We start from the raw sequence: 24,682 nt of genomic DNA on the forward strand, positions 1-24,682 counted from the left end.
TCCGCTACTGCTCGGCGAACCGGTCACGCTCCGCGAGCGCGGCGTCAGTCCCGTAACAGTCGACTATCGGCCGGAACGCGTCGCCGAGCGCGCGCTTACAGGCCGTCGTCGAGACGTATCCCAGCTCCTCGGCGACCGACTCCCACGGGCGTCCCTGTAACACCTTCCGGACGAGCAAGCGCTCCGCTTGCGGGGCGAGGTCGGGAGTCGCCCGATCGACGGATACCCCTTCCTCGTCGTTTGGCCCCGTGTCGCCGACCATCGTCGCCAGCGCGAGGTCGCGGAACCCGCCGGGAGCCACCTCGTACGTGCCCGGTCCGAACGACGCCGCGACGACCGACCGCCACGCCGCGGCCGTGAGGTCGGTCGAAACGGACGCCGGACACGCCGCCAGCGCGCCGCGAACGACGTCGGCGTCGACGTCGCGGTGGGCGTCGGAGAGCGCGTCGCGCTCGCGGTCACGGAACGCGGCCGCGTGCCGGTCGAGCAGGTCGACTCCGGCGGGCTCCTCCGGTCGAAGCATGACCGCGGAGTGCTCGCCGGAGGCGTCGTTGCGCGTCGTCGAGAGGTGGACCGTACGGTAGCCCGCGCGCCGCCAGAAACGGAGGAGCCGCGGGGTCGCGCCGAACCCGACCGAGAAGTACTCGACCACGTCGGCAAACTCGTCGTGGACTTCCGCCAGCAGGCGTGAGCCAAGTCCGCGACCCCGAAGCGCGTGATGGGTCGCGATCCGGACGGTTCGGATCCCCCGCGGCTCCGCGGCGTGCTCGTCCCGGAGCTGGCTCGTGAGCAGGTCCGGCACCATGTTTCCGCGCACGCGCTGGCCCTCGTACATCGCCGACCGGGTCTCCGCCGGAAGCCCGCCCTCACGAGCGAGCAGCGCGACGGCGACGACGCGGTCGCCAGTGACGAGCGCCCTCGCGGAGAGATTCGGCGCGTCGAGCAGTCGCGCGAGGTCGTTCGGCTCCGTCCGGTAGTGGGCCGCGACGAGCAGCCCGAAGGCCTCCCCGAGCAGCGTCTCGTCGGCGAGCAGCTCGTCGGGATCGAGCGTCCGATATCGAACGTCATCGACCGTCGTTCCTGCCACCGCCTCCGGAACGGCCGGCCGGGCGTCGAGCGCGAGCGTGCGCGCCGCCCACGACTCAACCGGATCGTCCGGCGCGTACCGGATCGGCTCGTCGAGCCGAACGTCCCGGACCGAGAACTCGCCGTTCAGGAGGTGGTCGCGGAACCGGACGGAAAACCCCCGGCCGGCCCCCTCGTAGCCGTGGACCGTCGTACAGAACGCGACCGCCGGCGCAGCGAGGAAGCCGTCGAGCAGTCGGACCGGGAGCGCCGCGGCCTCGTCGACGATGACCGCGTCGGGATCGTCGGGGAGGTCGGTCGCGACGGCCGGCGGCGCGAACCTGACGCGTCCGCTGCCGGGCACGTGGAGGAGGTGGGAGTCGTCGCTGGCGGCGTCGTCGCTGGCGGCGTCCGCGTCGTCGCTGGCGGCGTGATCGTGGTCCTCGTCTCCGGCGTCGACAGCATCGACCGTACCGAGGCACTCGCGGGCGCGGGCAAACACCTCGGCCGCGTTCCGGTACGTTGGAGCCGTGACGAGCACGTCGGCACCGTCAGCGGCGAGCGCGGCCGCCGCGAGTCCGGCGGCGCTGGACTTCCCCCGTCCACGATCCGATTCGAGGACCACGGCCGACCCCGGGGTCGCGAGCGATTCGAGGGCGTGGACCGCCCGGACCTGGTCCGCAGTGAGACACGCGCTGTAGACGGCCGGCGGAAACGTTGCCGTCGCGGGGCGGGACGGGGTCGTCGTCGGACGAGCGTTCCGCGATATCGGCTCCACGTGACCGTCGCGTTCGATCGTCGCCGTCGACGGTTCACCGTTCGTCTCGCTTCCTGTCCCGCTGGCCCCGTGCTCGGAGACCCCCTCGGCGGCCAGCGACGCAATCGCGACTCCGGGATGCGTCCGGAGGGTGTCGACGAGTCGACGGCGAAACCGACCCGTCACGTCTCCCAGCGTGAACGGAGGGACCGCGAGCGACTCGTCGAACCGGTCGCGTCGGTCGGGCCACTCGTCGAGCGACGGCGTCAGCAACACGAGGAGCCCGCCGCCGTCGACCGCGCCGACCGTCCGGCCGAGCGCGTTGGGGACGAATCGGTCATGACAGTCGAGAACGACGACCTCCCGCGTGCTTCCCAGAACGTCTCCGGAGCCGCGCGGCCCGACGCGATCGAACCGGAACCCCTCACCCGTGGAGACGATCGAGACCGACTCGTCGGCGGCGTCCACCGCTTCGATCACGTCGTGGGCAGCGTTGACGCCGCGGTCGCGGTCGCCGGCGAGCACGAGGAGCCGACGCTCGTTCGTCCGCTCGGCCTCGCGTTTCAGATCGGCCGCCAGCGCCCGTATCATCGGTCGCACTTCCGTGGCACGCCGGATGTGTCTTGTCCTCCGAGCCGGGAGTCTTACGACGCCGGGGCCCGTCGTCGCCGATATGCCCACGGTCACGCTCATCGGTTCCCGACTCGCGGACGCGGGACGGGAGTTCGTCTATCAGGGGGAATCGCCGGACTGTGAGGGCTGCCCGTATCGGAGCCAGTGTCTCAACCTCTCGGTTGGAACCCGGTACCGCGTCACCGGGATACGGGAGAACGCCCAGACGCTCGACTGTGCGGTCCACGACTCCGGGGTCCGGGCGGTCGAGGTCGAGCCCGCACCGGTCCCCGCGAACGTCCCCTCGAAGGGCGCGTACGCGGGGAGCATGGCGTCGCTCGCCGGCCCGTGTCCGCACACCGAGTGTCCGAGCCACGGCTACTGCGTTCCCGACGGCGCGTCCTTCGACGAGGAACGCCGGATCGATCAGGTCCTCGGTGAGCCCCCGCACGACCACTGTGCGCTCGACCGCGACCTGACGCTCGTGGAGTTCAAAGCCGAAGAGGAGTGACGGCGCGTTCGATCTCCCGAGTACGGCACGGCGGCCGGGGCGTCCTCGCCCGACCTCAGGCCGGCGTCGCCGCCGCGTCGAGCGCCTCGCGGGCCTTTTCGCCTTCGGTGCCGACGACGAACGAGCGCTCGTCGGCGTACTCGGCGACCGTCTCCAGCGCCTCGCGCGTCCCGATCTGGCGGAGTGCCCAGCCGGCGGCGGCGCGGACGTCGTCGGAGTCGTCCTCGGCGAGAGTATCGGCGAGGGGATCGACCGCGCGAGCGTCCCCGATCAGCCCGAGCGCGCGAGCGGCGTGAACGCGGACGTGGTCGTTCTCCATCGCCAGCTTCTCCGCGAGCGGGCCGACCGCCTCGCCGGCTCCGATCTCGCCGAGCGCCTTGAACGTCGTCTTCTGGAGCTGCGGATTGGAGTCCTCGTCGACGTACTCGACGAGCGTTTCGACGGCCTCCTCGGCCGCCATCTTGCCGAGTATCCGGATCGCAAACCGATCCCGCTTGCCCGCTCGGCCGAGCATCTCCTCGACCGACTCCTCGGTCTTCCCGCGTTTGCCCATGCGTTCGAGCGCCTCCAAGCAGTGCCGCTCCATGAAATCCGACTGGAGCGAGTCGAGGGCGAGAAGCACCATGTCGACGTTGCCGCGCGACTCGTGTTCCTTCAGCGCCGCCCACTCGACGGGGAAGTCCTTGTAGTGACCGAGCACGTCGTAGTAGCCCTGTGCGCGGAGCTGTTCGTGCGTCTCCAGGTCGTCCCACTCCTCGGCGGCCTCCAGCGCGTCCGCGAGCGCGTCAGTGGCGTCGATCAACTCGGCGATCACCTCCGCGTCGTCGTCGGCGTCGAGACCGGCGTCAGCCACCGCGTCGGCGACGGCGTCGAGCGCGTCCGTCAGCGGCTCGATCTCGTCGCCGTCACCCTCATCGTCGATCTCGACCGCAACGTCGGCATCGACCGCGACGGTCGCGTCGTCGACGAAGACCTCGACCGCGTCGGCCGCATCCTCGCGTCCCGCGGCGGTCCACTCGGTGTCGGTCAGGGTGCCGGCGGCCGACTCGATCGCGTCGACGACGTCGGACGCGTAGGGACCGCGGGCGTCCGCGACATCCTCACGGAGCGTCTCGATCCGGGCTTCGAGGTCGTCACGTGGGTCGTCGGCGTCCTCGTCGTCCTCGTCCGGTTCGGGGAGATCCGCGTCCGCGAGGCCGTCCTCGGCGTCGTCCAGTAGCGCCTCGACGTCGTCGAGATCGGCCTCGGTCTCGGCGTCTTCGAGCGCCGCTTCGATCTCGTCGAGATACTCGGTCAGGGATTCCTCGGTCGCCTCGTCCGGGAGGGTCGGGGCGGTCGCCGCGGACTCGCCGTCGGCCTCCGGGTCGTCGGCGTCGGCCCCCTCGGAGGCGTCCGCCGGGTCGTCGCCGTTGCTCATACACCCGAGACTGGGCGCGTAGTCCATTAAGACGTTTCCCTTCGTTGGCGCTAGCAGTCGCCATCCACCGGTTCGACGGCATCGTTCCGGTCGGTCGACTCAGATCGTGCCCCAGTGCTCCTGTATCCGGGCGTACACGGCAAGTATCCCGTCCTCGACGACCCACTCGTCCGCCTCCTCGCGGGTGAGCCCGAAGACGGCGGCGGCCTCCCCGACGAGCCACTCTCGGTCGATCTCGGCCGGATCGACGTCGAGGTCGTCGGCGCTCGCCGGGTCGGAGAACAGGCCGTCCGTGGACGGCGGATCGACGGTCACGGCGTCACCTTGGACATACGTCGGTGAAGGGGAGCGATCCGGTTGAATCCGCCGGTGCGTTTTCGGGTCGCCGCGACGACCGGGACGTATGGCCGACTCCCACCCGACCGTCGCTGCCGTCCAGATGGCGATCGACGACCTCGCGGTCGAGCGCAACGTCGACCGGCTTCGGGAGCGCGTGGTCGGCCTCCCGGACCGTGTCGACGTCGCGGTGTGTCCGGAACACGCGTTGACGGGATTCCTCGACGACGACCGTCTCGGGGACATCGCGCTCCCGCGATCCGACGCGCTCGACCGGCTGGCGGCGATCGCGAGCGAGGCGAACGCCGACCTCGTCGCCGGGTACGTCGAGGACGGCGGCGACGGGGGCCTGTACAACGCGACCGCGTACGTACCGTCGAACGCGGACGATACCGCCGTCTACCGCAAGCAGCACCTCTGGGGCGGTGAGCGGGAGCGGTTGACGCCGGGAAACGAGCGGGTCGTGGTCGAGACGCCCGCGGGACCGGCCGGACTGTTGACCTGCTACGACCTGAACTTCGTCGCGGAGAGCGCGTGGTTCACGGAGCGCGCGGTTGACGCACTGTTCGTCCCCGGCGCGTGGCCCGCGGCACACGCGGCGAACTGGCGGCTCCTTCTCCGGGCGCGAGCGCTCGACGGGGTGCGGTGGGTGGTCGGTGCGGGGCGGACGGGACGTTCGGGAGACGAAGCTGATCCGGGCCGCGACGGCGGGGAGACCGAGTACGCCGGTACCTCCCTCGTCGTCCGTCCCGACGGCCGGGTCGCCGCCGCGCTCGGCCACGAGGAGCGTGATCTGGTCGCCACGCTCGATCGATCGCTGCTCGAACGCCAGCGTGAACTCGTCGGATCGGTGTCCACGGATACGAAATTCTGAAATATATCTTTCCGATATTGAAACTCTCGTTTTGTTAGTGGAAGCAGTTAAGTGGGTGGCGAGTCTATATTGGATCGTTATGAGCACGCAAAAGCAGGCCCGTCAGCGGTACGGCGACGTCCACGAGAGCGAGGCGCTCCGGATCCCCGAGGACAAAGCCGAACAGCTCGTCGACGCCCTCAACACCGACCTCGCGGCGACGTACGTGCTGTATCACCAGGTGAAAAAGCACCACTGGCTCGTCGAGGGCGCGGAGTTCCTCGGCATTCACGAGTATCTCGGCGAGGTCGCCGGCGACCTCGAAGAGGGTGCCGACAAGCTGGCGGAGCGCGCGCAAGCACTCGGCGGCGTCCCCCTGTCGGGCGGCGCGAACTACGAGGAGCACGCTCCCGTGAGCCCGGAAGACGCCGACGCCTACGACATCCGGACCTCCCTGGAACACGACCTCGAGATGTTCGGCGACATCACGGAGATGCTTCGTGAGCACATCCAGCTCGCCAACAACCTCGGTGACTACGCTACCGAGGAGCTACTCCGGGATATCCTCGAAGATGTCGAGGAACACGGCCACCACCTCGAGCACTACCTGGAGGACGACACCCTCGTCACCCAGGAAACGCTCGCGTAGTTCGGTGACCGAGGGGTCCACCCCACGGGTCCGGTAGCCGGTCCGACGATCTCGATTTTTCGAACGCTACCGTCGCCAGCGACCGCGTCGGTCCGCCGTTCTCCCCGTCTCAAGCACCGTCAGTCGCTCGACCGGAAGCGGTTCCCGTCCCGTCACGGTCGGCCACCCGTTCGACGAACAGCCGCGCCAACAGCGCGGTCCAGAGCGCACATGCGCCGTATCCGACGACGACGCCGACGTGGGAGACGATCGCCACGGGCGCGAGAAGGAGGAGCGGCAGGGCGAAGGGAACGACGGCAACGGAGAGGACCGTGGCAAGCGACTCGGGACCGAGGCCGGCAACGCTCACGACCGCCCAAGCGCCGATGACGCCGATGAACGCGAGGTAGACGCGAACCGTCCGGGCGTCCGACAGCAACACACGCCAGAGCAGCGAGTCGTCCGGATGGGCGGTCACCCCCCGATCCTCGTCCAACGGCTCGACGACGACGCGATGGAGGAGCAGTCCGCACGCGAGCCCGACGGCCAGCGAGACGCCGAGCGCCGCAAGCCCTCCGAGCGCGTACGCGGTCGGCGTCGGGTCCACGGGCGGGTACAGCGTCCCGCTCGAAAGGTTCCGACCGAGATAGTGGACGGCCGTGAAGAGCACGGCGAAGAAGGGAACGAGACTGGTTCGGAGGACGGCGCGGAGCCGTCCCCGATCGGTAGCCGGCGGACCGGGATCGGTCGTGTCGGCGGGTTCGGCGGGCTCGGTGGCACTGCCGGCGGAGCTGTCGGCGGAGGGCATCGCTCACTCAACTCGACGCGTTCGGAATAACCGTTTCGGCGATCCCGGGGTCGGCCGGGTCACTGCATCGGCACGAACCGGACCGCGCCGTGGTCCTCGCGGTCGACGGTGTCGTCCCGAACGATCAGACGAACGAGTCGTTGACTGCCGCCGTCGGCGACGGGGGCGATCACGTACCCGCCGGCGGCGACCCGATCGACGATCGCGTCCGGAACGCCGTCCGGAGCCGCACAGGTGAGATACGCGGCGTCGAACGGAGCCTCGTCCGCGAAGGCGTCCCGGCCGTCCCCGGACCGGACCGTCACCGGGTAGCCGAGCCGGTCCAGCCGCTCACGGGCGGACTCGGCAAGCGCCGGAACGTACTCGACGCTGTAGACGGTTCCCGAGCCGACGATCTCGGCGACGACGGCGGCGTGGTAGCCACAGCCCGTGCCGACCTCGAACACCCGATCACCCTCGTGGAGGTCGAGCAGATCGACCATTACCGCGACCATGTGCGGCGCGCTGATGGTCTGATCGTGGCCGATCGGGAGGGGCCGATCGTCGTAGGCCCGCGGCCGAAGGCGGTCCGGAACGAACTCGTGGCGCGGAACGGCTTCGAGCGCCGACAGCGTTCGCTCCGTGAGGTCGAGGCGCTCCCGAAGCCGGTCGACGAGGTCGCGTCGTGCGGCCGCGTAGTCGTCGGTGTCGGCGGCGGTGCCGTCGTCATTCATCGTGTGATATGATACCACGACCACGATTGAGAAACTGGCGGCCGATCGTGCGGACGGAATAGTGGTTCGAAGGGTAAAGCGGGCATCAAAAGGAGGACGCGGGATTCAAACGGGGAAGCGGGCTTTAAAAGGGAGAACGGAGCTACCTGACTCAAGGAGAGAGTCCCGCCCTTTAGGGCGGGCGTGAATCCGACACTCCACTTTACAATCCACGCTCGACGATTACTCCGGGGTATCCTCTCGGACTTTCTTTTCACCCTCAAGGAGCAATCCCTTCCACGTTAACCCACGGTGCTTCTTCAGTTCCTTCAACCGCTCATACTGTTCATCGTCATCGAACTCGATACGGACTTCGACCATACAGTAGCACACAAACCACATCTTTATGTGCGTTCCGGTACAAACAGTAGTCGATGAAGCGAGCCAACACGTTCGAGGTGATTCCGCAGTCCGACGAGGACGAGGAGTTGCTTCGACGCTTGTTGGACGCTTCTGCCGCCCTCTGGAACGAAATCAACTATGAGCGCCGCGAGAACTATGCTGACCCAGACGGAGACGTGTGGGACATCACCGAGTATCGCGGTCGCTATGGCGGTGTTCTCGGCGCGTCCACGGTTCAGCAAATCGAACGCAAGAACCGCGAAGCGTGGAAGTCGTTCTTCAGCCTCAAGAAGAAAGGCGAAGCCAACGGCAAACCCGGATTCTGGGGTAACGCAGACGAAGGTCGAGAACTCCGCACGTACATCCGGAACACGTCGTACTCCGTCGAGTGGGGCGAATACTCCCGCCTCGAAATTCTCGTCGGTCAAGACCTGAAAGACGAATACGGGTTGGGACACCGCGAACGTCTCCGCCTTGAAGTTCGAGGCGACCCCAATTGGAAGGAGTACGAGAAGCAAGGTCGGTTGGAGTTGTTCTACGACGAGCAAGCACAGACATTCAGGGCCTTTCAGCCAGTCACTGTCGACGATTCTCGACTGGCACAACCACTGGCTTCGGAAGAAGCCGCTCTGGATATTGGTGCGAACAACCTCGTCGCCTGCACAACCACAACCGGCCAGCAATACCTGTACGAAGGACGTGACCTGTTCAAACGATTCCGCGAGACGACGCGAGAAATCGCCCGCCTCCAATCACTCTTGGAGGACGGTCGATACAGCAGTCACCGAATCCGACGCCTGTACGACCGGCGCACCAAGCGACGTGACCACGCTCAAGACGCACTCGCGCGTGACCTCATCAAACGTCTGTACGACGAAGGTGTTTCAACAGTGTACGTCGGGGCGTTAACTGACGTACTCGACACACACTGGTCAGTTGAGACGAACGCCAAGACGCACAACTTCTGGGCGTTTAGAGCGTTCGTCAAGCGACTGGCGTGTACCGCTGAAGAATACGGTATCTCGGTGGAAGTACGGTCTGAGGCGTGGACGAGTCAGGGGTGTCCGAACTGCGGTTCGACAGAGGACACGACACGTCACAGAGACACCCTGACGTGTCCGTGTGGCTTCGAGGGGCACGCCGACCTCGTGGCGTCAGAGACGTTCCTTCGGCGGCAGACAACGGTAACACGGTCGATGGCACGGCCTGTATGCCTCAAGTGGGACAACCACGAATGGTTGGAGTCATCACGCTCTCCCCGTCCCAACGAGGAGCATACGAACCCGCAAGTTGCCTCCGTGGGCCGGTAGTCGATACCCCCAGCGCGAGGAAACCCCGCCGTTCACGGCGGGGAGGATGTCATTCGACGTCGATACGGTGGGAGTCGTCGCCGTCCTCCGGGGTTCGCTTCGGGAGCGTGACCGTGAGGACGCCGTTGTGGTAGGTCGCCGTCGCGTCCGCCTCCACGAGGTCGTGTCGGAGGTCGACGGACCGGGTGACGGACTCGTGCCGGCGTTCGCGCCGGAGGTATCGCCCGTTCTCGACCGTATCCGGAGTGGAGTCGTCGGCACGCTCGGCGTCGCGCTCGGCGCGGATCGTGATCCGGCCGTCGTCGGCTCGGACGTCGATGTCCTCGCGGTCGAAGCCGGGGAGGTCGGCCATCACGACGACCTCGTCGTCGTACTCCGCGACGTCGACATCCGCGCTTCGGAGGTCGCGTCCGGCACCGGCGAAGGGGGTTCGCCCGAAGAACTGCTCTATCTCGTCGAAGGGGTTCGATCGGTTCATGGGTATCGTCCTTATAAAAGGCCGCCGAGGTATTAAACACCGCTTGACACGTGCTGTCTCGCGGTGTGTGAGACCGTCGTCGGGCTACTGGACGTCGATCCGGTGGCCGTCCGAGTCCGACGATCGCTTCGGGAGGGTGACGGTCAACACGCCGTCGTCGTACGTGGCGCTCGTCCCGTCGGGGTCAACGGCGACGGGGATCGGGATCCGGCGGGACGCGGAGCCGTGTCGACGCTCGTGACGGTGGTATCGCGGCTCGGCGGGTTCCGTGGCCCCGGGTCCGTCGTCCGCGTCCGGGCTCGCCTCCGTGTCGGTGTCCGCCGCTCCGTCGTGCTCGTTCTCCCGAGTCGCCGCGATGGTCAGGGCGTCCTCGTGGAGTTCGACATCGATGCTGTCGGCATCGAACCCGGGGAGGTCCGCGGTGACGACCACCTCGTCGTCGGTCTCGACGACGTCGACGGCGACGCCGGGGGATCGGGAGCCGTCGAACGCCGGGCCGATCTTCTCGAGTTCGCGGTCCATCCGCTCAAACAGGTCCTCTATCTCGCTGAAGGGATCGCGTCGGGTCATACGGGTCAGGATTCGTTCCGGAGCGACTTGGCTCTGTTGAACCATCAGATCGCAAGCATGACGTGGAGTGACGGGTCGACGACGGCGGGTGTTCGATGAGTGACGTCGAGAGTACGTCCCGCAGTAGGCTGGCGTGGAAGTTTATCAGTGAACGAGTAGTGTCGCTGCCGGCAGTTTATAAGAGGTCGTTACCGTCGCTCACGGTCTTTTTACGTACTGTCTCGTCGTTCTCGATCCGAGCGATCTACTGCCGGTATCGGCCACCGAGAGCACCGAACGGGTCCGGAGAGCCTCAGAGGAACGGTTGCCAGTAGTACGGGCTGATGAACCCCTCGATGACCGCGGCGATCGCGAGCAGGATTCCGAGACCCATCGCCACCCAGAACGCGTTCTCGAGGACGTCGGCGAACCCCTCGCGACTCAGTCGTCCCCGGAACGTTCGCCACGAGACGCGCCCGAGGTGGACGCCGAGCGCGCCGGCGATGAAGATCGCAGGGATCTCGAAGATACCGTGGGGTACCACGAACGCGACGAGCGCGGGGAGGTTCACCTCGAGGGCAGCGACCCCGCCGAGCACGACCCCGTTGAACACGATCGCGGACAGCGCCGGGATCACGAGCGCGACGCCGCCGAACGCGGTGGAGATGGCGACGCTCCAGTTGTTGCCGAAGAACTCCAGCGTCGCAACGGGAGCGATGTGGTCCGCCAGACGCGCCTCGATCGACGTCGGCACCGCGCCGACGAACGGTTCCGCGAGCATCCAGCCGAGGGCACCCGAACCGACACCGAGCGCGACGACGAACAGGTGCGTGCCCGGCGTCCGGAACACGAAGCCGACCATCGCCCGCCATCCGCGACGGATCCCACCGGTGAACTGGCCTCGGAGGGAGGCCTCGGGCGGGCCGACCGGGTCGACCGTCCCGCGGTAGTCGCCGTAGAGGACGGTCTTTAGGAGGTCGAGCGCGGGCGCGACGACGACCGCACTGACGAGCGCGACGACCGCGCCGCCGCCGAGGAACGCGAGGGCGGAGGCCGCCGAGGCGATCGCGACGACGACGCCGACGGCGACGACGAGGTACGCGGCGGCGTCGGCCGGGTTCGACCTGATGAAGCCGCCCGCGCCGTCCACCGCGCCGAGCACGCCGGCATCGTCGACGACGATCGCGGCCGGCGCGAACGCGAAGACGATCCGGACCGCTACCAGAACGACCGCGCCGAGGAGGAACGCGCCGAGCGCGACGATCGCGCCGAGGAACGGGTTGACCACGAACGCGACGCCGACGACGAGACTCGCGAGCAGCAGCACGCCGACCCACAACAGGAACTCGGCGAGATACAACCCGAGGAACGTGAGCCAGCGGTCGCGGGTTCCGGCGATGCCCGCCGTCAGCCCGCGCTCGTCACGGAGTCGGGCGACCACGGCACTCATTTGTCCGGCGGAGATGGCCGCGTACGCGAGTATCGCCAACAACACGGTCGCGATCACGCCGGTGACGAGCAGGAGTCCGGCAGTGAGCGAGAAGAGCGGTTCGAAGGCCGGGAGCAGTCCCTCAGCCCACTGCTCGATCGCCTCGGGATTCTCGGCGTCGGGCGGCGTCAGGTCGACGCCCGCGAGCGTGTCGCGAACCTCGCCGAGGCGACCGGACAGCTCGAAGTGGAGGTACACCCCGCCAAGCGCGACGAGGAGGCCGAGCCGTGCGATGACGGGGACCGCCGTTCCGAGCAGGTAGAACGGCAGCAGGTCCGCGGGTCGCCGCCGGAGGGTCGAAACCGTGGCGGTGACGGCGGTTGACAGGTCCATACCCCCCATTCGTCGTGCGGAACTTAAGAACCCCGAGTCCACCGACGGGTGGCGCGACGGAGCCCTACGTCTCGGGGTACTTCGGCTCGCGACGCTCCGCGCGTTCGGTGGCGCGCTCGATAACGTCGCGGACCGTATCGGACCCGGCTCCCTCCTTATAAACGTTCCCGTGGCCCGGGTACATCGACGCCGTCGTCTCCGGAATCCGATCTAAGAGGGTGTGGAGGCTCTCGATCAGTGTCTCCCGCGACTGGCCCGTCATGTCCGTGCGACCGAACGAGCCGTCGTCGAACGCGCCGTCGTTGTACACGACGACGTCGCCGGAGTACAGCCGTGTCTCGCCGACGAGCGAGACGTGATCGTCGGCATGGCCGGGCGTGTAGACGACCTCGCAGGCCTCGTCGCCGACCAGGATCTCGTCGCCATCGGCGAGCGCGACGTCCCGTCGCGGGTGGTCGCCGTACGCGAACAGGTCCGCGTCGAACCGGTCGAGCACGGCGTCGAGTTCGCCCACGTGGTCGCCGTGTTGATGTGTAAGGACGAGCCGGTCGAGCCCGTCGACCCCGGCCTCCGCGATCGCGTCGGCGATGGCGTCGTCGACGCCCGGCATCGTCCCGGCATCGACGAGCGTGGGCGTGTCCCCCGGCACGAAGTACGCGTTACAGGTGAACTCCGTCGCGTCGGCAGTGACGTTGATCGGGTCCATGTCCGAGACATGCCCCGGCACGAACAAAACGTACGCGGGTCAGACTGCCGCGGCGTTGGTAGTCCGATCATGCGGCCACACATGTTATTCGCCCCGGGGTTTATACCTCGCGATCTACTATGCTTAGATACATATGGGCTTCGGAAGCTACGACGAATCCGAACAGGAGAACCAGGACCTGGATGCGGACTTCGACGACGACGACGGCGTCCAAGCCGCCCAGGAGACCCACGACGGGTCCGTCGAGTACGAGCCCGGCGCGTCGAACGACGAGCTGCTCGACCGCCTCAAGGAGATCAAATCAGAGGAGACGTAAGTGGAGCCGCCGGGTCGGACGCTCGGCGTCGCCTTTTCCGACGGCGACCGCGTGAGCCGCGTCGCTGGCGCGGTCGTCCGCCGCGACTCGGCTCTCGACGGCCTACGCTTCGGGTCGTGTTCGGTCGGCGGAACCGATGCGACTGCCGCAGTCGGCGACCTCGTCGCCGACCTCGACCGGGAGGACGTCCGACACGTCTGTCTGGCCGGCATCGCCCCCGCCTGGTTCAATCTTCTCGATCTCGATCGACTCCACGCCGCCGTCGAGCGACCGGTGTACTCGGTGAGCTACGAGGCGAGTCCCGGACTGGAGCCCGCGCTCCGCGAGGCGTTCGACGGCGACCCGCTCGAGGAACGGCTGGCGACGTATCAGTCGCTCCCGCGGCGTCATCGAGTCACGGAGGTAGCTGGAGAGACCGTCGAGAGGGCCGCCGAGGAGTCGTCCGATGCCGGCGACGGTACCCCCTTGTTCGTCCGTGCGGTCGGTCTCGACGTCGCCGAGGCTGCGGCCGCCACGAGCGCGCTCGTCCGCGACGGGTTCCGCCGTCCGGAGCCGCTCCGGATCGCCTCGATCGCGGCGAACGCCCATCGCGAGGCGCTCCCGGACGCCGACTGAAGCCGGATATATACCCGTCCACGCCGACATCCGTGTATGGCCGAGATCACCGTCGAGCGGAGGGAACGGATCGCTCGCACCACCACACACGACGTCGCGCTCGACTGTCTCGCCGCGGGCGTCGCCGCCGCGCTCCCCGAACGGATAGTCGAGGAACGGCTGTCGGTCGACGACGGAACCGTTCGGGTTACTGCCGTCGACGGGGGAGAGACCGAACACGACCTCGGCGCGTACGACACGGTACGCCTCGTCGGCGCGGGGAAGGCGGCGGGCGGTGCCGGTCGTGCCGTCGCGGACGCCCTCGGGGACCGGTTGGACGGCGGGACGGTCGTCACGACCGATCCCGACGGCGGTGACGGCGCGGCACGGACCGACGCGTCGCGTCCGTTCGAAACGCTGCCCGGCGACCACCCGCTCCCGAGCGACCGCAGGGTCGCCTCGACGCGACGGGTCATCGAGGTCGCCGAGAGCGCGAGCACAGACGACCTCGTCGTCGCCGTCATCACGGGCGGCGGGAGCGCCCTCCTCGCCGCGCCGGCCGACCCGCTCTCGGTCGAGAATCTCCGCACGCTCACCGACGAGCTGCTTGCCTCCGGCGCGTCGATCGACGAGATCAACGCGGTCAGGAAACACTGCTCCGCGGTCAAGGGCGGCCGGCTCGCCCGGATCGCCGCCCCGGCGACGGTGGTCACTCTCGCCGTCAGCGACGTGGTCGGCGACGACCTCGGCGTGATCGCCAGCGGCCCGACCGCGCCCGACCCGTCGACGTACGCCGACGCGCTCGGCGTGTGTGAGCGCTACGATCTCGACCTCCCGACGGCGGTTCGCGAGCATCTCCGTGCGGGCGTCGCCGGCGACCGTCCGGAGACCCCGACCGCGTCGGAGCCCGCCTTCGACCGGACCCGAACGCTCGTCGTCGGCAACGGCCGGACCGCCCTCGACGCGGCGGCATCGGCGGCGGCCGACCGCGGGTACGACCCGACCGTTCTCGCCGCGGGCGTCCGCGGAGAGGCCCGGGAGGCCGCGCTGACGCACGTCGCTATCGCCGAGGAGTGCGGAGAGTCGGGGTCGCCAGCGTCACCCCCCTGCGTCCTGCTCTCGGGCGGTGAGACGACGGTGACGCTCGGTGACGACCCGGGTCGAGGCGGTCCGAACACCGAGTTCGCGGCGAGCGCCGGGGTCGCGCTCGCGGAAGGAGACGCCGACCCGTCCGCGCGCGTCGTCGTCGCGAGCGTCGACACGGACGGCGTCGACGGGGCGAGCGGTGCCGCCGGCGGGATCGTCGACGCGACGACGTTCGACGGCGCGACGACGCCGAACGGCTCGGCGACGCTCGACACCGACGCCGCCCGCGACGCGCTCGACCGCCACGACATCGCTCCGCTCCTCGACGAGGCCGACGCGCTCCTGCGGACTGGCTCGACCGGCACGAACGTGAACGACCTTCGGGTGCTGGTCGTCGACGGGGAGCGAGCCGAACGGGAATGAGACGGCGGGAGGCGACGAGACCGGACGGGCTTATGGTTCCCCCGCCCGGATCCGATCGCATGAGCGAGGACGCGGCGACCCTCGACGACGACCTTCGGCTCTCGTCGTGCGAGCGGTGCCCGGCGCTAGTGGAGTCGCGGAGCCGGATCGTCGACGGCGTCGGCCCGACCGACGCCGACCTGCTGTTCGTGGGCGAGGGCCCGGGCGCGAACGAGGACGAGCAGGGGGAGCCGTTCGTCGGACGGTCCGGCGACGTGCTCGACGAGGCGTTACGGGACGCGGGGCTCGCCCGCGCGGACGTGCGAATCACCAACTGTGTCCGGTGTCGCCCGCCGGACAACCGCGACCCGCGAAGCGAGGAGTTGGCGAACTGCCGCGGCCACCTCGAAACGGAGATCGACCGGCTCGACCCGAAACTGATCGTCACGCTCGGGAAGGTGCCGAGCGAACACCTGCTCGACCGGTCGGTCGCGATCACGTCCGAGTCGGGCGACGTCGTCGACGCTCGGATCGCCGGCTCGGGGCGGCGCGTGTTGCTGTCGGTCCACCCGGCGGCGACGCTGTACGACCGGAGCCAGCGCGAGGGGTTTTTCGAGACGATCGCCCGAAGCGCCGACCTCGCCGGGGCCGCGGAGGGTGGTGACGGACAGTCTCGACTCGGCGATTTCTGACGCCCAGCCGACGTTTTGGACACATTGGCACGTGTGAGTCGCCATCAGGGGAGATCTCTATAGAAAACATAGAAAACCATTAGTCACCCGAGCAAAGTTACCCTGTGTATGTCCGACAACAGGTGGTCGGCGAACCGGAGAACGTTTCTAAAAACAGCGGGTGCGAGCGCGGCAGCGGTTGGGCTCGCAGGGTGTGCGGGCGAGGACGACGGGTCCGTCACCTGGGTGATGAACCCGGCCGAAGAGGAGATCGACATTCAGGTACAGTACGGGCCCCTCTTCGAGTACATCGAGTCCGAGGTCGACGTGGAGATCGACGGACAGCCGACGGCGGACTACTCCGCGACCGTCGCGGAGCTCCAACGCGCCGAGGAGGGCGATCGTGTCTTCGCGGACACCTCGCCCGGTGCGGTCGCACAGATCGGTGACGAGATCGATGTCACGGGGATGCGGGTCGCGTTCGGTGCCGAACAGTACTTTTCGCTCATCACGACGACGACAGATAGCGAGATAGACGAGCTTGCGGACCTCGAGGACGAGATCGTCGCGTCCGGCGCGCCGACCTCCGTCTCGGGGACGCTGTTCCCGCTCCTGATGCTCAGCAACGCGGGACTCGACATCGGCGGCGCGCCCGGCACCAGCCCGGAGGACTTCGAACTCCGGACGTCGGATCACACGACTGCGCGCGAACAGATGATCGCGGACGACTCGATCGCCGCGGCGGCGACCGGCGCGTTCTCGACCGGACCGCACGTTCCGGCCGAACAGTTCGATGAGATGTCACAGGAGTACGTCGACATCTCCGCCGAATACGACGGAGCCGGCTCACGCGACCCCGAGCTCCAGCTGCTCGCCGTTTCCGACCCGATCCCGCGCGCCCCGATCGTGAGCAACGCGGCGTGGGACGAGTCGCTCAAAACCGACATTCGGGAAGCAATGCTCAACGCGCCGGACGACGCGTTCGCACACGAGTCCGACGCGGACATCGCGGAGGCGCTCAACATCGACCCCGAACTGCTCGACATGGACGAAGACGAGCTCTCCGAGAGCGAGCAGGACGACGTCAACCTCGTCGAGGACCACGAACTCTGGTTCAGCGGCATCGTCGAGGCGACCCACGAGGACTACGACCCCGTCGTCGAGCTCGGCCAGTCGCTCGGGCTCGACTGGGGCGAACTCTAAGCGGTCCGGATCACCTCCTTTCCCTTTATGACCTATATCGAAGTAGACGGAGTTACGAAACGATTCGGCGACGTCGTGGCGCTCGACGACGTGTCGTTCGAGGTCCCTGCCGGCGAGTTCGTCATCGTCCTCGGCGTGTCTGGCTCCGGAAAATCGACCCTCCTTCGGACGATGAGCGGGCTGCTCTCGCCGACGGACGGAGAGATCCGCATCGACGGAGAGCCGATGCTGGCACCTCGACCCGAAGTCGCGATGATCTTCCAGCAGCACAACATCATCGGTGACATGTCCGCCTACGCGAACGCGCTCTCCGGCGGTATCAACCAGTTCGGGTTCTTTTCCAGCGTCCTCCAGCTACAGGACGAGTCGGAGAAACACCGCGCGCTCGACGCGCTGGACACGGTCGGCCTCCTCGGCGAGTCCGAACAGAAGGCTCGGCGGATGAGCGGCGGCCAACAACAGCGCGTGGGGATCGCCCGAGCGCTGGTCCAGCGTCCGAACGTGCTTCTCGCCGACGAGCCCGTCGCGAGCCTGGACCCGGGAAGCGCCCAAGACGTGATGGGATATCTTCGAAGCGCCTCCGAAGAGCGGGATCTGACGACGTTCTGTAGCCTCCATCAGGTGAACATCGCACGGAAGTTCGGCCACCGGTTCATCGGCCTCAGAGACGGAAAGAAGGTGTTCGACGGCTACCGGGACGATCTGACGATCGACGTGATCGACGACCTCTACGGCGACATCGACACCGAAGGGATGTTCGTGAGCCGTGAGAACGACGCCGAGAACGTGGCGGACGACGTGGCGACGACGTGATACGAACAGAGCTGATCTACACGTGACAACTGATACGACTGACTCCGACGAAACACACGGTCCCGAGTCGGCCGCAGCGGAGACGGACGCCCCGGATCGGATCATCGAACAGTTCGAGAGCATCAAGCGAACGCGGCGACGGCGGGCTATCGGCTGGTTCGGCCTCCTCGCGTTCATCGTGTTCGCAACCATTCAGGCGTTCGCCGCAACCGAACTTCTCAATCCCGACGCCCGGCTCGGGACGTTCGTCGACTCGCTGAACGAGTTCTTCCCGATCACCTACTACTTCGACGTGATCCCGTTCCTCGATTTCGGACAGTACGTCTCGTTCATCCGCGACGCGAACCTGCTGTACGACCCCGAGATCGGTGGACTGCTGTTCCAGTGGCCGCCCAGCGCGACCGACGCGTACGTCTTCTTCTTCCAAGAGCTCGGGATCTTCCAGATCTTCGGTGAGGCCGGGATCACGCTCGCGATGGGGTTCGTCGGGACGGTCGTCGGGTTCCCCTTCGCGCTGATGTTCGGGACGCTCGGTTCCGGACGCGTCACGCCGTTCCCGTTCAACTTCATCTTCCGCGGGACGATGTCGTTTATCCGGGCGGTTCCGGCGATCGTCTGGACGCTCATCTTCATCCCGTTCCTCGGACTCGGTCCCGCCTCCGCGGCGCTGGCGATCGCGTTCGATACGATCGGAAACCTCGGTCGGCTGTTCGTCGACGAACTCGAGGAGATCGAGGAGGGGCCGGTCGAGGCGATGCGGACGACTGGAGCCAACAAGCCGCAGATCGTGTTCTTCGGGATGTTGAGTCAGGTTCGGACCGCGTTCATCGCGTGGACGTTGTACGTGCTCGAGATCAACGTCCGGATCGCCGTCACGGTCGGAGTCATCGGCGCGGGCGGACTCGGATTCGTCGTGACCTCTCAGCAGAACCTGCTCCAGTTCACGAACATGATGGCGACGCTCATCTCCATCTTCCTCCTCATCATCTCCGTCGAGCTGTTCAGTCAGCGCCTTCGGGCGCGACTACGCTCCGACGACGTCGAGATGGGGATCTGGGAGCTGATCACCGGTTTCCCGCGGCGGATGGCTGACTCCGCGCTGAAGTAACGGGTCGCCTGGCGTCGCCGCTTTTTCACTACTCGCTCACTGGACGGTCCTCGATCGACCTGCCACAAGGGAAACCGACTTTTCGGTCGGCCACCGAATGATAGTATGAGCACCTTCAAACCGCCCGCGGAGACGCTGGCGGACGTCGTTCTCGTCGACTACGGGCTCGGAAATCTCAGATCCGCGACTCGCGGCCTCGAACGAGCGGGCGCGGCAGTCGAGATCACCGACGATCCCGAGGCGTTCGCCGCCGCGGACGGCGTCGTCCTTCCGGGCGTCGGCGCGTTCCGGGAGGGGATGGAGAACGCCGGCCCGCTTCGCGAGGCGTTGACCGACCACGCCGACGCCGGCCGCCCCCTCTTCGGGATCTGTCTCGGCATGCAGATGCTTCTCACCACGAGCGAGGAGGCGGACCACGAGGGGGAAGGCGAGGTGACGGGACTCGACCTGATCCCGGGGACCAACGTCCGGTTCGAGGTCGACCGTAAGGTCCCACACATGGGCTGGAACGAGTTGGAAGTCGCACGCGACCACCCGCTCGTCGACGGGGTGGAAGGGGAGTACGCGTATTTCGTCCACTCGTACTACGCCGAGCCAAACGACTCGGACGCGGTCGTCGCCACCGCGGACTACGGCGTCGACTTCCCGGCGGTCGTCGCCAACGACGCGGGCAACGTGTTCGGCACGCAGTTCCACCCCGAGAAGAGCGGGGAGACGGGACTCCGGATCCTCCGGAACTTCGTCGAGTACTGCGCGGAGCGATAGGCAACGATGAACGGAGACGCGACGACACCCGCGGTCCGCCTCGGCGTCGACGTCGGGGGGACGTTCACCGACGTGGCGCTGCTCGTCGACGACGCGCTCACCACGGCGAAGGTTCCCACCACGGAGCCGCAGAGCGACGGCGTTATCGAGGGGATCCGGGAGGCGTGTGCGGACGCCGGGATCGCGCCCGCCGACGTCGACGCCTTCGCACACGCGATGACCGTCTCCGTGAACGCGCTGCTCGAACGCGACGGCGCGCGGACCGCGCTCGTGACGACGGCCGGTTTCCGTGACGTACTCGAGATCGGACGACAGGACCGGCCGTCGCTGTACGATCTCGGTGCGGAGAAGCCGGAGCCGCTGGTTCCGCGTCGACGGCGCTTCGAGGTCGACGAGCGGGCGACCGTCGACGGGATCCGCGATCCGGTCGACGAGGAAGAGATCCGCGAGCTCGCGGAGCGGATCGATGCGGGAGACGACGTCGAGAGCGTCGCCGTCTCGCTGCTCCACGCCTACGCCCATCCCGGAAACGAGGCGCGGGTCGCCGAGGGGCTCCGCGATGCGCTCGACGTTCCCGTCTCCGCCTCCCACGAGGTGCGCCAAGAGTTCCGGGAGTTCGAGCGCACCGCCACGACCGTCGCCGACGCGTACGTGACGCCGGGGATCGACGGGTATCTCAGCCGTCTGCTCGCGGAGGCTCGCGAGGCCGGACTTCCCGACCCCCGCGTGATGCGGTCGAACGGCGGAGTTGCCGACGTGGAGACCGTTCGATCGAGCGCGGTCACAACGGTCCTCTCCGGGCCGGCCGCGGGCGTCGTCGGCGCGGCGGCGGTCGCGAGCGGCGGGACGCTGGGCGGGCCCGGAAACTGCCCGCCCGGATCGGACGAACGCGAGGCGGGGGCCGCCGATGGCGTCGTCACGTTCGACATGGGCGGCACGTCGAGTGACGTGAGCCTCGTTCGGGACGGGACCGCCGAGCGAACCGACAGCCTCGAGATCGGCGGCGTTCCGGTCCGGACGCCCGCGGTCGACATCGAGACGGTCGGCGCGGGCGGGGGATCGATCGCGTGGACCGACGCCGGGGGCGCGCTCCGCGTCGGGCCCGAGTCGGCCGGGGCGGATCCGGGACCGGCCTGTTACGGCCGCGGCGGAACGGAGCCGACGGTCACCGACGCGGCGGTCGTGCTCGGCTACATCGGGCCCGACGCGGCGCTCGGGGGAGACCTCTCACTCGACGTCGAGGCCGCGAGGGAGTCGCTCGCGGCGCTCTCCGACGCGGCCGGACTCGCGGACGCGACGGCTGCCGCGAAGGGAGTGTACCGCGTCGCCAACGCGACGATGGCGCGGGCGATCCGGTCGGTAACGGTCGAGCGCGGCCACGACCCGCGCGGGTTCGCGCTCGTCGCCTTCGGCGGTGCGGGACCGATGCACGCGGCCGCGCTCGCGGACCGACTCGGGATCTCGCGGGTGCTCGTCCCCGGTCCCGCGGGCGTGCTCTCGGCGTACGGGCTGCTCGCGGCCGACGAGACCCACGACGCGGTCCGAACCGTCCGAGTCCCACTCACCGACGACGGCGTGGACGGCTCGAACGGCGACGCGGTGGATGCGGTGAGCACGGCCGAGGAGAGCTTTAGGGACCTGACGGAGCGGGTTCTCGCGGACGTCTCCGATCCCGCCGCCGCGACCGTCGAGCGGAGCGTAGACTGTCGGTACGCCGGACAACGCTTCGAGCTGACGGTTCCGGCCGGCGAGGGGACGGACCCCGAGTTCGACCCCGAGGCGGTCACGGAGCGGTTCGTGGACGCACACGAGCGGGCCTACGGCTACCGGCTCAACGCCGACGTGGAGGCCGTGACGCTTCGCGTCTCGGCGACGGTCGGGAACGACCCGCCGCCGATCGCTCACGCGGGAGCGACGGACGCGGGAGCGACGGACCGAGAGACGAGAGCGGTGACGTTCCCGGAGACGGGAACCGTGGAGGCGGGAGTCCTCGACCGCGACGCGCTGGCCGTCGGGCGGGAACTGGCCGGGCCGGCGGTGCTCGCGGGCGCGGAGAGCACGACGGTCGTTCCGCCGGAGTGGGCGGGTCGCGTGCGGGCAGACGGGACGGTCGTGCTCACGACGGAGGTGAGTGGATCGTGACCGACGCCCTCGATCCGGTCACGTTGGAGGTGTTGCGCCACGCCTTCGAGGGCGTCGCCGAGGAGATGGGTAGCGTCCTGATCCGCGGCGCGTACTCGCCGAACGTCACGGAGCGGCAGGACTGCTCGACCGCGATCTTCGACGCCGACGGGCGGATGGTCGCGCAGGCGGAGCACATCCCGGTCCACCTCGGGGCGATGCCCGCGGCGGTGGCGGCGGTCCGCGAGCGCGATCCGGACCCGGGCGACGTGTTCGTCCTCAACGACCCGTTCACCGGCGGCACCCACCTCCCGGACGTCACGCTGGTCTCGCCGATCGCGCCGGACGGGAACACCATCGGCTACGCGGTCTCCCGCGCGCACCACGCCGACATCGGCGGGATGACGCCGGGCAGCATGCCCGCCGGGGCACGCGAGATATATCAGGAAGGACTCCGGATCCCGCCGATGCGGCTCGTCGCGGGCGGCGAGCGGCAGACGGACGTCTTTGAGCTGCTGTTCGCGAACGTGCGTAACCCCGCCGAGCGCCGCGCGGATCTCGCGGCCCAGCTCGCCGCCACCGAGTGCGCGGAGCGCCGCATTGCCGAACTGATCGACGATCACGGTCGCGACCACATCGAGCGGGGATTCGAGGCGGTGATCGACTACTCCCGCGAGCGGATGGCCGTGGCCATCGACGACCTCCCCGACGGGACCTACGAGGCAGAGGACGCGCTCGAAGGGGACGGCGTGACCGACGAGGACGTGCCGATCCGTGCGAGCGTGACCGTCAACGGCGGATCGATCGACGTCGACTTTTCCGGGACGGCGGACCACGTCGACGGCAACCTCAACGCGCCGTTGGCGGTGGCGAAGAGCGCGGTGTACTTCGTCGTTCGCTGCGTGACCGATCCCGAGATACCGCCGAATCACGGGTGTTACGAACCGGTGTCGATCCGGGCTCCCGAGGGGTCGCTGTTGAACCCCAACCCGCCCGCCGCGGTCGTCGGGGGGAACGTCGAGACGAGCCAGCGCGTCACAGACGTTGTGCTCGCCGCATTTGCGACGGCAGCTCCGGACCGCGTCCCCGCCGGAAGTCAGGGCACGATGAACAACCTCACGATCGGGAGCCGCGGGGGCACGGAGCCGTTCACCTACTACGAGACGATCGGCGGCGGGTTCGGCGGTCGCCCGGACGCCGACGGAATGGACGGGGTACAGGTCGGGATGACAAACACGCTCAACACGCCGGTCGAAACGCTGGAGGCGGCGTACCCGCTCGAAGTCGAGCGATACGCGTTCCGACCGGGGAGCGGCGGTGACGGCCGTTACCGGGGTGGGCTCGGACTCGAACGGGTGATTCGAACCGATATCGACGCGACCGTCTCGCTCCTGACGGAGCGCCGGCGATACGCGCCGAACGGGCTGGCAGGCGGTGAACCCGGGGCAACCGGCGAAAATCTGATCGACGGCGAGCCGGTGCCGGCGAAAACGACAGTAGATGTATCGGCTGGAACGCGCGTGACGGTTCGGACGCCGGGCGGGGGCGGCTACGGCGACCCGGCCGACAGGGATCCGGACCGGATCCGGGCGGACCGAGCGGACGGGAAGACCGACGGGTCCGGAGAGAGCGGCGACGGGTCCGGGGAGCGCGGCGACGGGTCCGGAGAGAGCGGCGACGGGTCCGGGGAGCGCGGCGACGGGTCCGGAGAGAGCGGCGACGGGTCCGGGGAGCGCGACGACGAATCCCCGGCAGATGTGACAGGCGACGAGTGAGCGGTATGGATATATGCCAGCCGAAATTGGGGGGAGACGGTCCGAACAAGGAGACGCCGTTCAGGAGTATCTCCCACCGATCGCAACCCACACCCTCCTCCTCGTCGGGGTCGTGTTTTTCGGGTGGAGCGTCGCGGAGTTGCTGTTTCTCTACTTGGTCGAGGTCGCGGTCGTTCACCTAGTTTTCGTGACCGTCGCGCTGTTTGCGGCACAGCCGATGGACAGCGATAACCTGGACGAGCGGCAGCGCGAACCGGAGACCATTCGGATCGGGTCGCTGCTCCCACCGGTGTACCGCCGAAACGTTCAGCCGGTCCGCCATTATCTCATTCTCGGTGGTATGTATCTGCTCCCGCTGTTCTATGCGGTCGCGCAGTTCGCGGAGGGCGGCCTCCGATCGCTGCTCTCGCCGACGGTTCTGCTCGCGATACTCGCCGTCTGTCTCGCGCAGTTGGCACGGGCCCGGCGGCGGATCTTCGTCGGACAGTCGTATCGGTCACAGTCGCCGGCAGACGCGATTAGGATCGGCCTCCGCCCGGTGTATGAACTCATTATTGTCCTGTTGTTCGTGGTCGTCCCCGTCACGTTCATCCTCGTTGCCGCCGCGTTCGCGGTGGGTGACATTGAGTCACTGACCCTCGTGTTGATCGCGTACGTGGTTCCGATCGGGATCGCAAGAACGTGGCTGCAGAACGGTGGATTGACCGTCACCCTTCGACACGAGGGGTGAGCCGCACGTCCGGTCCACCAGCGGTGGTACTACCGCCGTGTCGAGTGATCTCGGGAGGTAGTTGGATAGCAAGACAAAGATACACCGCACAGTGATGCCTCTCGTCCTTACCGAAGTTCTCTCCCACCCAGAATTGACTGGAGCTGTTCAGG

25 protein-coding genes are annotated in these 24,682 nt (G+C 68.0%); 15 read left to right on the forward strand and 10 right to left on the reverse strand.

All coding sequences use genetic code 11. The features are described from left to right. Positions 1–4: 4 nt before the first annotated feature. Positions 5–2,413: a tRNA(Met) cytidine acetyltransferase TmcA gene (gene tmcA / locus J2751_RS11770; protein WP_209486263.1), complete on the reverse strand. Its 2,409-nt coding sequence runs from the start codon at positions 2,411–2,413 to the stop codon at positions 5–7. An 82-nt stretch (positions 2,414–2,495) separates the two neighbouring features. On the opposite strand from tmcA, the gene J2751_RS11775 reads away from it, so the two are divergent. Beyond that, positions 2,496–2,945 carry a UPF0179 family protein gene (locus tag J2751_RS11775; protein ID WP_209486265.1) on the forward strand — a complete coding sequence of 150 codons (450 nt, stop codon included), beginning with the start codon at positions 2,496–2,498 and terminating at the stop codon, positions 2,943–2,945. A gap of 55 nt (positions 2,946–3,000) precedes the next feature. On the opposite strand, the gene J2751_RS11780 is transcribed toward J2751_RS11775, so the two are convergent. Then, a complete protein-coding gene (locus tag J2751_RS11780; protein WP_209486267.1) occupies positions 3,001–4,362 on the reverse strand; it encodes a HEAT repeat domain-containing protein in 1,362 nt (453 codons plus the stop codon). Positions 4,363–4,461: 99 nt separating this feature from the next. Then, positions 4,462–4,677 carry a hypothetical protein gene (locus J2751_RS11785; protein ID WP_209486268.1) on the reverse strand — a complete coding sequence of 72 codons (216 nt, stop codon included), beginning with the start codon at positions 4,675–4,677 and terminating at the stop codon, positions 4,462–4,464. Positions 4,678–4,765: 88 nt separating this feature from the next. Here J2751_RS11785 and J2751_RS11790 point away from each other — a divergent pair, with 88 nt between their 5' ends. Together J2751_RS11790 and dpsA are read left to right on the forward strand one after the other, a co-directional pair. Beyond that, positions 4,766–5,572, forward strand: coding sequence for a nitrilase-related carbon-nitrogen hydrolase (locus tag J2751_RS11790; protein ID WP_209486270.1), 807 nt, complete (start codon positions 4,766–4,768; stop codon positions 5,570–5,572). A gap of 79 nt (positions 5,573–5,651) precedes the next feature. Beyond that, positions 5,652–6,200 (forward strand): DNA starvation/stationary phase protection protein DpsA, encoded by a 549-nt coding sequence (gene dpsA, locus J2751_RS11795; RefSeq protein WP_209486272.1) that lies wholly within the window; start codon positions 5,652–5,654, stop codon positions 6,198–6,200. 109 nt (positions 6,201–6,309) lie between these two features. On the opposite strand, the gene J2751_RS11800 is transcribed toward dpsA, so the two are convergent. The 3 genes from J2751_RS11800 to J2751_RS11810 all read right to left on the reverse strand — a co-directional run bounded on the left by J2751_RS11800 (position 6,310) and on the right by J2751_RS11810 (position 8,060). Continuing rightward, positions 6,310–6,987, reverse strand: coding sequence for a hypothetical protein (locus J2751_RS11800; protein ID WP_209486274.1), 678 nt, complete (start codon positions 6,985–6,987; stop codon positions 6,310–6,312). Between the two features lie 59 nt (positions 6,988–7,046). After that, positions 7,047–7,700 carry a protein-L-isoaspartate O-methyltransferase gene (pcm, locus tag J2751_RS11805; protein ID WP_209486276.1) on the reverse strand — a complete coding sequence of 218 codons (654 nt, stop codon included), beginning with the start codon at positions 7,698–7,700 and terminating at the stop codon, positions 7,047–7,049. A 222-nt stretch (positions 7,701–7,922) separates the two neighbouring features. Further along, entirely contained in the window at positions 7,923–8,060 is a 138-nt protein-coding gene (locus tag J2751_RS11810; RefSeq protein WP_013440500.1) for a hypothetical protein, read from the reverse strand. Between the two features lie 53 nt (positions 8,061–8,113). Between J2751_RS11810 and J2751_RS11815 the strand changes: the two genes are divergently transcribed. Continuing rightward, the gene (locus J2751_RS11815) at positions 8,114–9,391 is read left to right on the forward strand and encodes an RNA-guided endonuclease InsQ/TnpB family protein (RefSeq protein ID WP_209486278.1); all 1,278 of its coding nucleotides are present in this window, start codon (positions 8,114–8,116) and stop codon (positions 9,389–9,391) included. A 49-nt stretch (positions 9,392–9,440) separates the two neighbouring features. Here the strand turns inward: J2751_RS11815 and J2751_RS11820 are convergent, their stop codons facing one another. From J2751_RS11820 to J2751_RS11835, 4 genes are all read right to left on the reverse strand, one after another. Continuing rightward, entirely contained in the window at positions 9,441–9,869 is a 429-nt protein-coding gene (locus J2751_RS11820) for an Hsp20/alpha crystallin family protein (RefSeq protein WP_209486280.1), read from the reverse strand. A gap of 84 nt (positions 9,870–9,953) precedes the next feature. Beyond that, a complete protein-coding gene (locus tag J2751_RS11825; RefSeq protein WP_209486281.1) occupies positions 9,954–10,439 on the reverse strand; it encodes an Hsp20/alpha crystallin family protein in 486 nt (161 codons plus the stop codon). A gap of 292 nt (positions 10,440–10,731) precedes the next feature. Continuing rightward, positions 10,732–12,240, reverse strand: coding sequence for a stage II sporulation protein M (locus J2751_RS11830; RefSeq protein WP_209486282.1), 1,509 nt, complete (start codon positions 12,238–12,240; stop codon positions 10,732–10,734). A 64-nt stretch (positions 12,241–12,304) separates the two neighbouring features. Further along, the gene (locus J2751_RS11835; protein WP_209486283.1) at positions 12,305–12,946 is read right to left on the reverse strand and encodes an MBL fold metallo-hydrolase; all 642 of its coding nucleotides are present in this window, start codon (positions 12,944–12,946) and stop codon (positions 12,305–12,307) included. Between the two features lie 133 nt (positions 12,947–13,079). On the opposite strand from J2751_RS11835, the gene J2751_RS11840 reads away from it, so the two are divergent. The 11 genes from J2751_RS11840 to J2751_RS11890 all read left to right on the forward strand — a co-directional run bounded on the left by J2751_RS11840 (position 13,080) and on the right by J2751_RS11890 (position 24,530). After that, positions 13,080–13,262, forward strand: coding sequence for a DUF5786 family protein (locus J2751_RS11840; RefSeq protein ID WP_122103902.1), 183 nt, complete (start codon positions 13,080–13,082; stop codon positions 13,260–13,262). Then, complete coding sequence (locus J2751_RS11845) at positions 13,263–13,877, forward strand: endonuclease dU (protein WP_209486284.1); 615 nt, start codon at positions 13,263–13,265, stop codon at positions 13,875–13,877. A gap of 36 nt (positions 13,878–13,913) precedes the next feature. Then, entirely contained in the window at positions 13,914–15,365 is a 1,452-nt protein-coding gene (locus J2751_RS11850; protein WP_209486285.1) for a glycerate kinase type-2 family protein, read from the forward strand. Between the two features lie 59 nt (positions 15,366–15,424). Beyond that, positions 15,425–16,036, forward strand: coding sequence for a uracil-DNA glycosylase (locus J2751_RS11855; protein ID WP_209486286.1), 612 nt, complete (start codon positions 15,425–15,427; stop codon positions 16,034–16,036). Positions 16,037–16,144: 108 nt separating this feature from the next. Then, positions 16,145–17,218, forward strand: coding sequence for a substrate-binding domain-containing protein (locus tag J2751_RS11860; protein ID WP_209486288.1), 1,074 nt, complete (start codon positions 16,145–16,147; stop codon positions 17,216–17,218). A gap of 27 nt (positions 17,219–17,245) precedes the next feature. Continuing rightward, positions 17,246–18,031 carry a phosphonate ABC transporter ATP-binding protein gene (locus J2751_RS11865; protein ID WP_209486290.1) on the forward strand — a complete coding sequence of 262 codons (786 nt, stop codon included), beginning with the start codon at positions 17,246–17,248 and terminating at the stop codon, positions 18,029–18,031. Positions 18,032–18,053: 22 nt separating this feature from the next. Next, complete coding sequence (gene phnE, locus J2751_RS11870; RefSeq protein ID WP_209486291.1) at positions 18,054–19,139, forward strand: phosphonate ABC transporter, permease protein PhnE; 1,086 nt, start codon at positions 18,054–18,056, stop codon at positions 19,137–19,139. A gap of 105 nt (positions 19,140–19,244) precedes the next feature. Beyond that, positions 19,245–19,904 carry an imidazole glycerol phosphate synthase subunit HisH gene (gene hisH, locus J2751_RS11875; RefSeq protein WP_209486293.1) on the forward strand — a complete coding sequence of 220 codons (660 nt, stop codon included), beginning with the start codon at positions 19,245–19,247 and terminating at the stop codon, positions 19,902–19,904. Positions 19,905–19,910: 6 nt separating this feature from the next. Then, positions 19,911–22,046 carry a hydantoinase/oxoprolinase family protein gene (locus J2751_RS11880; RefSeq protein WP_209486295.1) on the forward strand — a complete coding sequence of 712 codons (2,136 nt, stop codon included), beginning with the start codon at positions 19,911–19,913 and terminating at the stop codon, positions 22,044–22,046. Further along, positions 22,043–23,800 carry a hydantoinase B/oxoprolinase family protein gene (locus tag J2751_RS11885; protein ID WP_209486297.1) on the forward strand — a complete coding sequence of 586 codons (1,758 nt, stop codon included), beginning with the start codon at positions 22,043–22,045 and terminating at the stop codon, positions 23,798–23,800. Before J2751_RS11880 ends, J2751_RS11885 begins: the two co-directional genes overlap by 4 nt. Positions 23,801–23,813: 13 nt before the next feature. Then, the gene (locus tag J2751_RS11890) at positions 23,814–24,530 is read left to right on the forward strand and encodes a DUF6498-containing protein (protein WP_209486299.1); all 717 of its coding nucleotides are present in this window, start codon (positions 23,814–23,816) and stop codon (positions 24,528–24,530) included. Positions 24,531–24,682: the final 152 nt, after the last annotated feature.

This window comes from Halorubrum alkaliphilum (assembly GCF_017873815.1).
Classification (GTDB): Archaea; Halobacteriota; Halobacteria; order Halobacteriales; family Haloferacaceae; genus Halorubrum; species Halorubrum alkaliphilum.

Bases quoted from the DNA above. Each gene is read 5' to 3' on its own strand.
- tmcA (WP_209486263.1), bottom strand. From the start codon at position 2,413: ATGATACGGGCGCTGGCGGCCGATCTGAAACGCGAGGCCGAGCGGACG.
- J2751_RS11775 (WP_209486265.1), top strand. From the start codon at position 2,496: ATGCCCACGGTCACGCTCATCGGTTCCCGACTCGCGGACGCGGGACGG.
- J2751_RS11780 (WP_209486267.1), bottom strand. From the start codon at position 4,362: ATGAGCAACGGCGACGACCCGGCGGACGCCTCCGAGGGGGCCGACGCC.
- J2751_RS11790 (WP_209486270.1), top strand. From the start codon at position 4,766: ATGGCCGACTCCCACCCGACCGTCGCTGCCGTCCAGATGGCGATCGAC.
- dpsA (WP_209486272.1), top strand. From the start codon at position 5,652: ATGAGCACGCAAAAGCAGGCCCGTCAGCGGTACGGCGACGTCCACGAG.
- J2751_RS11800 (WP_209486274.1), bottom strand. From the start codon at position 6,987: ATGCCCTCCGCCGACAGCTCCGCCGGCAGTGCCACCGAGCCCGCCGAA.
- pcm (WP_209486276.1), bottom strand. From the start codon at position 7,700: ATGAATGACGACGGCACCGCCGCCGACACCGACGACTACGCGGCCGCA.
- J2751_RS11810 (WP_013440500.1), bottom strand. From the start codon at position 8,060: ATGGTCGAAGTCCGTATCGAGTTCGATGACGATGAACAGTATGAGCGG.
- J2751_RS11815 (WP_209486278.1), top strand. From the start codon at position 8,114: ATGAAGCGAGCCAACACGTTCGAGGTGATTCCGCAGTCCGACGAGGAC.
- J2751_RS11820 (WP_209486280.1), bottom strand. From the start codon at position 9,869: ATGAACCGATCGAACCCCTTCGACGAGATAGAGCAGTTCTTCGGGCGA.
- J2751_RS11825 (WP_209486281.1), bottom strand. From the start codon at position 10,439: ATGACCCGACGCGATCCCTTCAGCGAGATAGAGGACCTGTTTGAGCGG.
- J2751_RS11830 (WP_209486282.1), bottom strand. From the start codon at position 12,240: ATGGACCTGTCAACCGCCGTCACCGCCACGGTTTCGACCCTCCGGCGG.
- J2751_RS11835 (WP_209486283.1), bottom strand. From the start codon at position 12,946: ATGGACCCGATCAACGTCACTGCCGACGCGACGGAGTTCACCTGTAAC.
- J2751_RS11840 (WP_122103902.1), top strand. From the start codon at position 13,080: ATGGGCTTCGGAAGCTACGACGAATCCGAACAGGAGAACCAGGACCTG.
- J2751_RS11850 (WP_209486285.1), top strand. From the start codon at position 13,914: ATGGCCGAGATCACCGTCGAGCGGAGGGAACGGATCGCTCGCACCACC.
- J2751_RS11855 (WP_209486286.1), top strand. From the start codon at position 15,425: ATGAGCGAGGACGCGGCGACCCTCGACGACGACCTTCGGCTCTCGTCG.
- J2751_RS11860 (WP_209486288.1), top strand. From the start codon at position 16,145: ATGTCCGACAACAGGTGGTCGGCGAACCGGAGAACGTTTCTAAAAACA.
- J2751_RS11865 (WP_209486290.1), top strand. From the start codon at position 17,246: ATGACCTATATCGAAGTAGACGGAGTTACGAAACGATTCGGCGACGTC.
- hisH (WP_209486293.1), top strand. From the start codon at position 19,245: ATGAGCACCTTCAAACCGCCCGCGGAGACGCTGGCGGACGTCGTTCTC.
- J2751_RS11880 (WP_209486295.1), top strand. From the start codon at position 19,911: ATGAACGGAGACGCGACGACACCCGCGGTCCGCCTCGGCGTCGACGTC.
- J2751_RS11890 (WP_209486299.1), top strand. From the start codon at position 23,814: ATGCCAGCCGAAATTGGGGGGAGACGGTCCGAACAAGGAGACGCCGTT.